General features: G+C 37.1%; 11 protein-coding genes. 3 read left to right on the top strand and 8 right to left on the bottom strand.

Annotation, left to right across the window (positions count from 1 at the left end):
• Position 1: 1 nt before the first annotated feature.
• The 6 genes from bshC to rpmB form a co-directional block, all read right to left on the bottom strand.
• Positions 2-1,588 (bottom strand): bacillithiol biosynthesis cysteine-adding enzyme BshC, encoded by a 1,587-nt coding sequence (gene bshC, locus P0Y49_17665; GenBank protein WEK18619.1) that lies wholly within the window; start codon positions 1,586-1,588, stop codon positions 2-4.
• A 46-nt stretch (positions 1,589-1,634) separates the two neighbouring features.
• On the bottom strand, positions 1,635-2,969 hold the full coding sequence (gene rimO / locus P0Y49_17660) for a 30S ribosomal protein S12 methylthiotransferase RimO (protein WEK18618.1): 1,335 nt from the start codon (positions 2,967-2,969) through the stop codon (positions 1,635-1,637).
• A gap of 39 nt (positions 2,970-3,008) precedes the next feature.
• Positions 3,009-3,971 (bottom strand): signal recognition particle-docking protein FtsY, encoded by a 963-nt coding sequence (gene ftsY / locus P0Y49_17655; GenBank protein WEK18617.1) that lies wholly within the window; start codon positions 3,969-3,971, stop codon positions 3,009-3,011.
• 72 nt (positions 3,972-4,043) lie between these two features.
• Positions 4,044-4,202, bottom strand: coding sequence for a DUF4295 domain-containing protein (locus P0Y49_17650; GenBank protein WEK18616.1), 159 nt, complete (start codon positions 4,200-4,202; stop codon positions 4,044-4,046).
• A gap of 39 nt (positions 4,203-4,241) precedes the next feature.
• A complete protein-coding gene (rpmG, locus tag P0Y49_17645) occupies positions 4,242-4,424 on the bottom strand; it encodes a 50S ribosomal protein L33 (GenBank protein WEK18615.1) in 183 nt (60 codons plus the stop codon).
• A 41-nt stretch (positions 4,425-4,465) separates the two neighbouring features.
• Positions 4,466-4,699 (bottom strand): 50S ribosomal protein L28, encoded by a 234-nt coding sequence (gene rpmB, locus P0Y49_17640; GenBank protein WEK18614.1) that lies wholly within the window; start codon positions 4,697-4,699, stop codon positions 4,466-4,468.
• A gap of 353 nt (positions 4,700-5,052) precedes the next feature.
• Here rpmB and P0Y49_17635 point away from each other — a divergent pair, with 353 nt between their 5' ends.
• Genes P0Y49_17635 through P0Y49_17625 form a run of 3 tightly spaced genes read left to right on the top strand, consistent with a single transcriptional unit; the run spans position 5,053 to position 11,009 of the window.
• On the top strand, positions 5,053-6,342 hold the full coding sequence (locus P0Y49_17635) for a FecR family protein (protein WEK18613.1): 1,290 nt from the start codon (positions 5,053-5,055) through the stop codon (positions 6,340-6,342).
• The gene (locus P0Y49_17630) at positions 6,342-9,626 is read left to right on the top strand and encodes a SusC/RagA family TonB-linked outer membrane protein (protein ID WEK18612.1); all 3,285 of its coding nucleotides are present in this window, start codon (positions 6,342-6,344) and stop codon (positions 9,624-9,626) included. The genes P0Y49_17635 and P0Y49_17630 overlap by 1 nt, the downstream gene beginning before the upstream one ends.
• A 12-nt stretch (positions 9,627-9,638) precedes the next feature.
• Positions 9,639-11,009, top strand: coding sequence for a RagB/SusD family nutrient uptake outer membrane protein (locus P0Y49_17625; protein WEK18611.1), 1,371 nt, complete (start codon positions 9,639-9,641; stop codon positions 11,007-11,009).
• Between the two features lie 43 nt (positions 11,010-11,052).
• Here the strand turns inward: P0Y49_17625 and P0Y49_17620 are convergent, their stop codons facing one another.
• Together P0Y49_17620 and P0Y49_17615 are read right to left on the bottom strand one after the other, a co-directional pair.
• A complete protein-coding gene (locus tag P0Y49_17620) occupies positions 11,053-11,361 on the bottom strand; it encodes a hypothetical protein (protein ID WEK18610.1) in 309 nt (102 codons plus the stop codon).
• Positions 11,362-11,444: 83 nt separating this feature from the next.
• Positions 11,445-11,900, bottom strand: a complete 456-nt coding sequence (locus P0Y49_17615; GenBank protein ID WEK18609.1) for a hypothetical protein — start codon at positions 11,898-11,900, stop codon at positions 11,445-11,447.
• Positions 11,901-11,924 lie beyond the last annotated feature (24 nt).

The following is an 11,924-nucleotide window of genomic DNA, read 5'->3' as shown; positions in this document are numbered from 1 at the left end:
ATCAGGCAAATAATATGGTGAACTGATGGTCCAGGGGTTTGAAACAGGCAATTAAAGAATCGATAAATTCGTCACCATAAAGCACATACATTGGCGCAATATTTAGTACCCTTTCCTGAAGTACTCCTGTTGGGAAAAGCTTCTCTTTTAAACTTTCAATTTGAGCTAAAGAGGTCTGATGTTTACGCTTCTCAGCCCTAAGCATTTTTGTCTCCAAACTGGAAATGAGTTTAAGTGCTTTTGTTTTAGCTGCATCAGCCGATTGAGAAAGTGTTTTGTCAATCTTGTAAGCATTTAATTTAATCTGATCAAAAACGGCGCTAATGGCACGTTCTTCATCATTTAAAGAAAGTTGAAGGTTTACATGCGAGCGTATCCAATCATTTTTTATAGTTTCAGTTTTTGCAAACAGGTTTTTATGACTGATGCCAAGAATCTGCATTCTTACTTCACTTCTGCTGTCAATGATCAATGCCGAATTACGTAACAACAACACTGGGAAATCAACCTTATAATGGTCAAAGTTCGATTTTAACTGTAGCCAGTAAGTCAGCTCGGCGCCGCCACCTATATAAGCCAGATTAGGTAAAATCACCTCCTGATAAACCGGGCGCATGACTACATTGGGGCTAAATCTTTCAGGGAAGCTACTGATTTCTGTTTGCAGCTCTTCTTTACTAAAGCTAATATCAGTGTGCATTACCTTATAACGTCCATCTTCGGCTACAATCCGTTCCCTCAATCGGTCTGTCATGTAAAAGAAGTTAATTTCTCTGGGGTTTACCTGTGGTTTATGGCCAAGTTCTTCCAGTTTTGCGTTGCTTTCAGAAATGAACTTAAAGCTATTTTGTTCAGTAATATCCTGGTATATAATTTCAGCGAATTGTTTTTTTAGTTGCGGATCATCTGCATCCATACAAACCAATCCGTATTCACCAAATAAGGCATCTACCAATTCCCGGGTAGCATCACTTAATTTAGTATTGTTGGTATAGGCTGCTTCAACCAACCGGGATAACATGAGCCCGTTTTTACCAATGCCTAAATACCCTTTATAAGCAGTAAGTGCTTCAATTATATCTTTAGTATTCAGTCGGCCTGTTGCGCCTGTAGCGTTTTTGTTCCAGGTCAGCATTTTGTCCTCAATTTTAACATGATTGATTTCTTCAAAATCATGATCTTCGGTAGCCATCCAGTAAACGGGAACAAAATTGTAATCTGGGAATTCCTGTTTCAATTCTCTGGCCAGGTTTATAGCGGTCACTATTTTATAAATAAAATAAAGTGGACCGGTAAAAATATTTAGCTGATGACCGGTTGTGATGGTAAAAGTCCGGCTATCTCCTAATCTTTTGATATGCTCGGTAACCATTGGCGTAGTTTTAACTGAAGCATATTGCTGCTGCAAAGTCTCTACCAATATGGTTCTGTCCCCATTGAAGTTACGATTTTTAATGGCTTCGCTGAAGCCATTAAAATCCGGATTATATTTATAAAAAGACTTTAACTGGTCTTTTCCGCTGATGTAATCCAATACAACGGCGGAAAAAGCATTCGTTTCCTGATAAGAGATGTATTTAGCCTGCATTGCTACGAATTTAAGTTAATAAACCATAATTCTTAATTTGCGGCTTTTATTTTACAATCTGTCCATATAGATCAAAGTCTTCGGCGCGGTCTATTTTTACTTGTACAAAACTGCCATTTGCGGCATAACCTGTACTGGCATCAATTAATACCTCGTTGTCAACTTCTGGTGAGTCAAATTCTGTACGACCAATAAAGAAGTCTCCCTCTTTTCTGTCTACCAGAACTTTATATGTCTTGCCAATTTTCTCTTGGTTAATGTCAAATGAAATGCCTTGTTGCAATTCCATAATTGCATCTACACGTTCTTGTTTTACTTCATCAGGTACATCATCTACAAGACTGTGTGCATGTGTTTTTTCTTCATGTGAATAAGTAAAACAGCCTAGCCTGTCGAAACGAGTTTCTTCAACCCAGTCCAACATCTCTTCAAAATCCTGCTGCGTTTCGCCCGGGTAACCACAAATTAAGGTTGTACGCATGGCAATACCAGGTACCTTATCTCTAATTTGGTTTACAATGTCAATGGTTTTTTGTTTAGTGATACCACGACGCATAGATTTCAACATATTGTCTGTGATGTGCTGCAAAGGCATATCCAGGTATTTACAGATATTCTCACGTTCGTTCATTGCGTCTAAGATTTCCATAGGGAAACCAGAAGGGTAGGCGTATTGAAGTCTGATCCATTCAATACCATTTACATCAGATAATCTGCGAAGTAATTCATCCAGATTACGCTTGCCGTAAATATCTAAACCGTAATAGGTAAGGTCTTGTGCAATGAGTATCAATTCTTTTGTACCGCCAGCTGCCAATATTTTGGCTTCATTTACCAATTCCTGCATATCGCGTGAAACGTGTTTACCACGCATTAATGGAATGGCACAGAAAGAGCAGGGGCGATTACAGCCTTCTGCAATCTTGAAGTATGCAAAATGGGAGGGAGTGGTAAGTAACCGCTCGCCAATAAGTTCATGTTTATAATTTGCACCAAGAGAGTGCAATAAGTTATTTAAATCATTGGTCCCAAAGTAGGCATCAACATTGGTGATTTCAGCTTCTAGTTCAGGTTTATAGCGTTCAGATAAGCATCCTGTTACAAATACTTTACCTACTTTTCCTTCATCTTTTAGATGGCTGTACTGTAATATGGTATCTATTGATTCTTGTTTCGCATTATCAATAAAGCCACAGGTATTGATGACAACAATATCATCTTTCCCCATTTTGTTTGCTTCATGAACTACATCCATGCTATTGCCGCGCAGTTGCCCCATTAAAACTTCAGAATCATAGGTGTTTTTGGAGCAACCTAAAGTAATTACATTGATTTTAGGTTTTTTAACGGGAATTATTTTGGAACTGATTTTTGTATTCATGCTGCAATATTGGGGTATTCTTTTTTATTTATTGTGCGCTTATTTAAATAAGCTATCAACAAATGCTTTTTTATCAAATAATTGAAGGTCGTTCATGCTCTCGCCAACGCCTATGTATTTTACGGGAATTTTAAACTGGTCAGATATGCCAATAACTACACCGCCTTTTGCTGTGCCATCAAGCTTAGTGATAGCCAAAGCGTTTACGTCTGTAGCTTCTGTAAACTGTTTACATTGCTCAAAGGCATTTTGTCCTGTCGAGCCATCCAATACCAGTAATATTTCATGCGGGGCAGAAGGGATCACTTTTTCCATCACACTTTTAATTTTGCCCAACTCGTTCATCAGTCCGATTTTATTGTGCAATCGACCTGCAGTATCAATAATAACTACATCTTCGCCGTTAGCTACGGCTGATTGTAATGTGTCATAAGCTACCGATGCAGGGTCAGAGCCCATTGCCTGAGCCACAACCCGTACGCCAACACGCTCACCCCACAGTTTTATTTGTTCTACCGCTGCCGCTCTGAAAGTATCGGCCGCACCTAAAACAACTTTAAGGTTTTCAGCCTTTAGTTTATGTGCCAGTTTTCCAATGGTCGTGGTTTTTCCAACACCATTTACGCCAACAACCATAATTACGTATGGTTTATGCTGACCGTATTCAAACTGTCTGAAGTCGTTACTGTTGTTTTCTGCCAGTAGCAACTGAATTTCATCACGCAATAAGTGATTTAGTTCTGTCGTAGATAAGTATTTGTCTTTGCTTACACGCTGCTGTATACGGTCTATGATTTTTAATGTTGTACTTACACCAACGTCAGAAGTAACCAATACTTCTTCCAGATTGTCGAGCACATCATCATCTATGGTAGATTTGCCGGCAACAGCTTTAGTAATTTTACTAAGAAAACCTTCCTTAGTTTTTTCTAATCCCTTATCCAGAGCCACTTGCGCTTCAGGCGCAGTTTCTTTTTTCTTGAAAAAATCGAATAACCCCATACGAATGTATAACAAAACAAAAAAAGCCCTCCCGGTAAAAAGGGACGGCTTTAATATTATAAAATATTAAAATTATTTTTTAGATGCAGAAATAGCATCTTGAACGTGATCGTTGTGAACAATAACTTCTTTGAAAGAATAAGCACCTTTAGGTGATTTAGTCATTGTAATAACTTTCGAATATTCTTTTCCTTTACCCGTTTTAAGGGTAGCAACTACCTTTTTTGCCATGATTTAATAGGATTATATTTAGTTATATACTAAATGATATTACTTAATTTCTTTGTGAACCGTTACTTTTCTCAATACCGGATTGAATTTTTTCAATTCTAAACGCTCAGTAGTGTTTTTACGGTTTTTAGTAGAGATATATCTAGACATACCAGGCATGCCGCTAGTTTTATGCTCTGTACACTCTAGAATAACTTGTACTCTGTTACCTTTTTTTGCCATTTTATATACTATTAAGGTTGATTCACATCAACCAATGTTATTTACAAATATCCTTTTTTTACGAAACGACTGATCGCTTCAGTAATACCAATTTTGTTAATGGTTTTGATAGCTGAAGTAGATACTTTCAGTGTTATCCAACGATCTTCTTCAGGAATATAAAATTTCTGAAGCTGTAAGTTGGGATAAAACTTACGCTTAGTTTTAACGTTTGAGTGAGAAACATTAAAACCTGTCATCGCCATTTTTCCGGTTAAATCACAAACTCTAGACATGCCTTTATTTATAGTGTTAAATATACTTTCTTAATTTTTTTAAGAGTGTGCAAATATCAATAAAATATTTGTATTCGTCAAGAAGTCGCCGAAATATTTTTAATTTATTTCCAGAGGGTTGGCTAATATAATTATGATTCACTTCTAAGCAACATTAACCGGTAGCTTTTATTTGTTTACAAAAGTATGGCTAAGCACTTAGTAGTCAGTCGTGGCTTGTATAGAAAGATATGGTGCCCTAAATACAAGGTCTTTTTTATTATTAGAGACAGATAGTTATGGATTAAAGCGTAAAAATTGGTACTTTTGGACTGGAGGGATAAGATAGAATTTAAATTTAACGCATTTTAAACTTGGACCAGATTAAATTATATACCCGGCAATTGGTTGCAGAAGCAATGTCGCTTATGCAAAATGGGAAGGTGGAAAGCCTCCCTATGTATGATAATGAAGATTTTATAGGTAAAATTACTTACGAAGAGCTACAGGCTTTTTTAAAATATAATCAAAAATCAGGAAATATTAATGCTCATAAACTAAATTTCGAACTCGGAACTGCACTGATTACTATAAAAAGAATGCGTAGGGAAGCCCAGCAAAGGCCTGTGCGAAGTACACTTGGTAAACAGTTTATCATTGGATTGAGCTCGGTAGCTGCAGTTGCATTAGTATTATTGGGTTTAACTTCTTTATTCTTTAAGCCTGTTCCCATAGTTCCTTCGGTTGAAAGTAATGTTATTGTTGCCAGTTCAAAAAATATATTATTGACTTTAGCGAACGGCGAAAACATTCCATTAAATGAAGCGAAAACTGGTGTCGCAGTAAAAGATCATATACTAACATATATTGACGGTGGTAAAGTAGCAGGGCAAGAACGTTTAGCAACCAACAGCCAGCAATTGATCTTAAATATACCACGCGGAGGTATGTATCAGATGGTATTGCCCGATGGTAGTAAGGTATGGCTCAATGCTGCCAGCAGTTTAAAGTTCCCCTCAACTTTTGCAGGAGCTACGCAACGCAGAGTGGAGCTAAATGGGGAAGCTTATTTTGAAATTGCTAAGGTTACACGCCCATTACAGCAAAGTAATAAGCAGTCTGCTGTGCGGGTTCCATTTATAGTGGTAAGTAATGGTCAGGAAATAGAAGTTTTGGGAACGCACTTTAATGTGAGTGCCTACAGCAATGAAAAAAATGTAACTACAACTTTGCTTGAAGGAAGTGTGTGCATCAGGCCATCACAGAATAGTATGTTATCAGCAAGTCTGGATCCCTCAACGCTCGACTTTATGGGAGGTATAAAGGGCAAGTCAGGTTTAGGGAAAGCTGTGATGCTCAAACCCAATCAGGAAGCAACTCTAATAAACGATAAAATAAGCGTTAAACGGGTAGATGCTGAGGAAGCTATAGCATGGAGAAATGGAGAATTCACATTCCGAAATGCACCACTGGAAAGTATTATGCGAATGGTTGCCCGTTGGTATGATGTAGAGGTGGTTTATCAGAATAAAGAAGTCGGTACGGCACTTATAGGTGGTACTATGATCAGGTCTAATAAAATACCTCAGGTATTACAAATGCTTGAATTGACCGCAAATGTACATTTTAAAGTAGAAGGAAGAAGAATTACCGTAATAGAATAATGCGTTTAAAAAGGGGAGCAATTGTTTTCATATTAACGCTGCTGGGGATAGTTGTACACGCACAGAAATTAAATTACGTTCGGAAGAACGTATCCTTATTGCAGTTTTTTAAAGAAATAAGAAAGCAAACGGGGGCTAGTGTAGTCTGGAATGAAAAGGAGTTCAATACAAATCAGCAGATAGATGCTAATTTTAAGAATGTTGAGCTCAAAAAGGTAATGGATCAGGTATCGGCTAAATTGCGATTTACCTATACCATGGTCGACAAAATGATTGTTGTAAAGGATCAGCCGGTTGTTACAGCACCGGTCAAAACAGTAGAACCGAAGGTTAACGATAAACCGGTAGTCACTGTTGAGGAAAAGGAGGTTGATTTGCCTGGGGTAGAAATTGTAAGTACAGGTTATCAACGTATTCCGAAAGAACGTGCTACAGGAAGTTTTGCATTGGTAGACAGTGCACAGCTAAATCGAAGAGTCAGTAATGATATCTTTAGCAGGCTCGAAGGGATCACCAGTGGTCTGTTGTTCAATAAAAATACTTTAAGTAGTAATTCGGGTAATTTGGATCTATCTATCCGCGGCAGAAGTACAATCTATGCAAATGATCAACCATTGATTATTTTAGATAATTTCCCTTTTAATGGTGACTATAATTCCATTAACCCAAATGACGTAGCTAGTGTTACTGTATTAAAGGATGCTGCCTCTGCTTCCATATGGGGTGTACGGGCAGGTAATGGAGTGATTGTAATCACAACAAAAAGAGGGAAGTACAAGCAGCCCTTGAAGCTCTCTTTTAATACTAATTTGACTGTTTCAAGTAAGCCGGATGTTTTTTACAATCAAAATTACCTGTCTTCCAAAGATTTTATTGATGTAGAAACATTCTTGTTTAATAATGGGAAATATGATGCGGCTCTGCTAGACAAGATTAATTATCCAGTTGTTTCTCCGGTTGTGCAGATTTTAGACAAGCAAAGAAAAGGACAATCTGCAACAGTAACAGAACAACAGCTTAATGCTTTGCGGGGGAATGATATCAGGAATGAAGAGCTTAAATATTTCTATCGAAGCCCTGTTTCACATCAATATTTTATAGACCTAAGTAAAGGCACTGATCGATCCAACCATTATCTTTCAGCGGGTTATGATCGGGCGCTTTCAAGCCTTGTTAATAATGAAAACAATAGGGTTACTGTAAACACGCAGCATACAGTAAAACTGTTGAAAAATCTGGAATTGAATGCAGGATTGTATTATGTAAGAACCAATGCGAAAATGGACAGTACGATTGCTGTTATAGCTCAAAACTTTACACCTTACTATCAGTTTAGGGATGCGAAGGGTAATGTTATGCCATTCTACAGTCAATATAGTGCTGAATTCAATGCACAGGCTCTGTCTAAAGGGTTTTTGGACTGGTCTTATGTCCCTTTAGATGAATTAGGACTTCCTCCTACAACGGTGATAGCTGATGATCTGCGTTTAAATGGCGGTTTAAATTATACGCTTTTTCCCGGTTTAAAAGCAGAAACAAAATACCTCTATCAACGTATCAAAAATAGTTCAGAACTTGTAGCAGGATTAGAAAGTTCCTCAACGAGAAGTTTGATCAATCAATATTCAATTTTGGATGCTGGGCAAGTTATTGGTTATAATATTCCATTAGGAGCAATTCAGTATCAAATAGTCCGAAAAGCTATAGCAAAAAATTTTAGAGCCCAACTAAATTATCAAAAGGACTGGCAAAAACAGAGTGTTTATGTGATTACAGGTTATGAGCTTTCCGAATTTGATACTCAACTAAATTCATACTCCAATTATGGCTATGATAAGCATACAGGGAGTTCTGTGTCTGTTGATACATTGAGTATTTTTAACCTAAATCCATCAGGTTCTGGTAAAATAAGCACTGGTCGCGATCTTTTCGGGAGACTAGATAGAATCAGGTCAGTATTTGCGAATGCTGCCTATACTTATGATCAGAAGTATATCATATCAGCGAGTGCGAGAATGGACGGATCAAATTATTTTGGAGTCAAAACCAATCAGAAGAACATACCACTATGGTCTGCTGGTGCTTTATGGCATTTGGATAGGGAGAGTTTTTACAAAATAAACTGGTTGCCTATATTAAAATTAAGAGCATCTTATGGCTTTAATGGGAATTTGGATAAGAACTATACAGGGATAACTACTTTCAGAAATATTGGAAATGCAGTAGGTACAAATTTGCCAATTGCGACTATAGTAAACATAGGAAATCCTGAGCTTCGTTGGGAAAAAATAGGTATTGTCAACTTAGGGTTTGATTTTGGGTTCAAGGATAATGTTGTTTTGGGTAAGGTAGATTATTTTTTTAAGAAAGGGACTGATATTCTTGGTGATAAGGCCTTCCCCGCCAGCTCAGGAATTAAAGTATTACGAGGGAATTATTCTGAAATGAAGGCTAAAGGTATAGACATTTCATTAACTTCTCAGAATTTAAAGGGAATTGTTAAATGGCAAACAGATGTTTTGTTTTCGACTGTGCATGATTGGATAACTTTGTATGATGTAATTAGAACAAATGCTAGTACTTATTTGGATAATTATAATGTAAAACCCATAGTTGGGAAACCGGTTTATGGTATTTATAGCTATAGATCGGCAGGATTAGACCCTTCGAATGGTGACCCTCGTGGTTACTTAAATGGGCAGGTTAGTAAAGATTATAGCCGGATATTTGCTGAAACTCCATTAAGTGAACTTGAATATAATGGGCCTGCACGTCCTACGCTATTTGGGGCATTGAACAATACAATTTCCTTTTGTAAATTTACACTTGCCTTTAGTATCAGCTATAAGTTAGGCTATTATTTCAGAAAGCCTACAGTAAGTTACTACAGTATGTATCATTTAGCGATAAATAGAGGTTCGAATAATGACTTTGAAAGACGTTGGCAAAAAAAAGGAGATGAACTGTTCACGGATGTGCCATCCCAAGCAAATTATACGGAAAGCAACTTTAGGGATTTATTTTATACGAGTTCCCCTTCAACTGTTGGAAAAGGTGATCATGTCCGTTTACAAGATGCTAGCCTAAGTTTTGATCTGGATCATTCCAATTGGAGAACTATTCCGATGAAACAATTGCGACTTTATTTATATGCAAATAATATAGGCATCATTTGGAAAGCAAATCATTTTGGCCTGGATCCAGATTTTGTTCCTGGGATAGGAGATCGCCTAGCAACTTCTATGCCTATGAGTTTTTCAATTGGAATTAAAGCAAGTCTTTAAAGGAAAAGGATTATGAGAAAAGAATGTCTAAGTTATATATTCTCAATGTTGCTGATGCTGTTTTTTCAATCATGCGGTAAATCGTGGCTGGAAGCTAAGCCTGACAAATCATTAGTTGTTCCAAAAAGCATAGGAGATTATCAAGCTTTGCTTGATAATACTTCTCAAATTTTCAATGTTAATCAAGCATGTGGCTTAGGCGAAATAGGAGCAGGTGATTTTTATATTACATCTTCCAGCTGGCAGAATCTTTTTACTATACAGGAAAAATCGGCCTATATTTGGGCCCCCACAAAAGAGTTTTATAATGGTGAACAAAGCTTGGATTGGACGTATGCTTATCAACGGATTTTAAATGCAAATGTAATATTGGAAGGAATTGAAAAAATAACGCCCATAACAAATGACCAACAGGATTGGAATAGTGTAAAGGGGAGTGCATTATTTTTTCGAGCTTTTGATTTCTTTAACCTGATACAGGAGTATTGTGTCCCTTATAATTCTAGGTCTGCATCGGGAGATTTGGGATTACCATTAAGGTTGGAGTATGATGTAAACATAAAAGTGAAACGCAGTAATCTTCAACAAACATACGAGCGGATCATCATAGATCTAAAAGAAGCAATTAATCTTCTTGGGGCAAAATCCGGGTACAAAACCAGACCATCTAAAGAAGCTGCGTATGCCTTATTGGCAAAAACTTATCTAGCCATGGAGAACTATGATCAAGCAGGAGTATATGCTGACCTTGCTTTGAAAATTCAGCCGGATTTGATGGATTATACCAAATTGAACAGCTCTATATCTTTCCCAATCGCAAAATTTAATTCTGAAGTGATCTTTCATAGTACGTTCTCATATGGGATATTTAATGCATCAAGGCTAATCGTAGTTCCCGAATTATATAATGATTACACCATTGAAGATTGTCGTAAGTCTATCTTTTTTACCGCAAGTGCTAATGGCATGACTTTTAAAGGTAGTTATAATGGTGATAAAACTTTTTTCGGAGGCTTGGCTACTGATGAAATGTATTTGATCCGTTCGGAATGTAACGCGAGAAATGGGAACTTAACTCTAGCATTAGAAGACCTGAATCGTTTAAGGAGAACGAGATGGAAAGGTTTATATCTTGACCTAATAAGTACAAATCCTAATACAGTATTGGATTACATTCTAAAAGAACGGAGAAAGGAGTTGATATTCAGAGGGATTCGTTGGTCAGATTTGAGAAGGTTGAACGGAGATACACGCCTTGCCGTTACTTTAACAAGAGTATTGAATGGGAATTCTTATACCCTGCAACCGAATGATAAAAGATATGTTTTTCCAATTGATGAAGAAGAGATCAGGTTAAGCGAGATACAGCAGAATGAGCGTTAAGGGTATAAAAGGAGATTGATTAATCAATCTCCTTTTATACTATTTACTCAAAATGACCAGATGTAATTGTACTGGTTTGAAGAGTTACTCCGGTAGGAGGCAGGGCCTGACCTTCAAAAAAAGGGGGAGGATTGAGGCCAATATCCCATTGCGCAGTGCAAAGATTACCTCCAGCTTCACATCTGTCTCCTGAATAGTAAGCATAGCCATTAGGATTGCTAGGTGCCGCATAAGGATTATTTACCTGATAATAGGTGAAGACTGAACTTTTTTTAATTGTGGTGAATGCACTGAACCCAAATGCCAGCCCAGCTACGAGAACGCCAAATGCTGCTTTTTTAATTTTGTTCATTTTATTATTGTTGTTTAGTAAATCTCTGATGTATTTATTTTAACAGGCTACCTCATTTACCTGAATCACGCGCGTAAATTCTTTTATTTCTTTTTTCTGTTTATGGTTAAGCCAATAATGGCCAGTACCACAAAGCCCAGATTAAACCAAATGTGCTGCTGCCAGGTCATGGTGCTGATTACACCCCCACAGTGGCAGGGTAATTTATTTCCTGAAAAAACCATGTAAGCCAGGTAAGCAGTAAATACTGTCATCAATAAAAATGAAGCATACAGCCCTACTTTCCTTACCAAGGGAAAGATCAGGACAATGCTGATGAGCATTTCTATGATTGGAATGGCATAAGCCACAATCATATTATAACTACCAATTAAAGGTGATTTTGCCAGTGTTGATGCAAAGGATTTTACAGTTAGTATTTTACTTGCTGCAGTATACATAAAAAGTATAATGAACAAATAAACTGTAATGTCTACAATGATTTCTCTTGTTTTGGCAGATAGATGTAGACCTGGTTGTTTGTTTAATGTAATTTGCATATTGATTATTGTTATTGGTTATTG

This window comes from Candidatus Pedobacter colombiensis, from assembly GCA_029202485.1.
GTDB classification, from domain to species: Bacteria; Bacteroidota; Bacteroidia; order Sphingobacteriales; family Sphingobacteriaceae; genus Pedobacter; species Pedobacter colombiensis.
The sequence above is the reverse complement of the archived record's forward strand: the minus strand, read 5'-3'. Positions and strand labels throughout refer to the sequence as shown.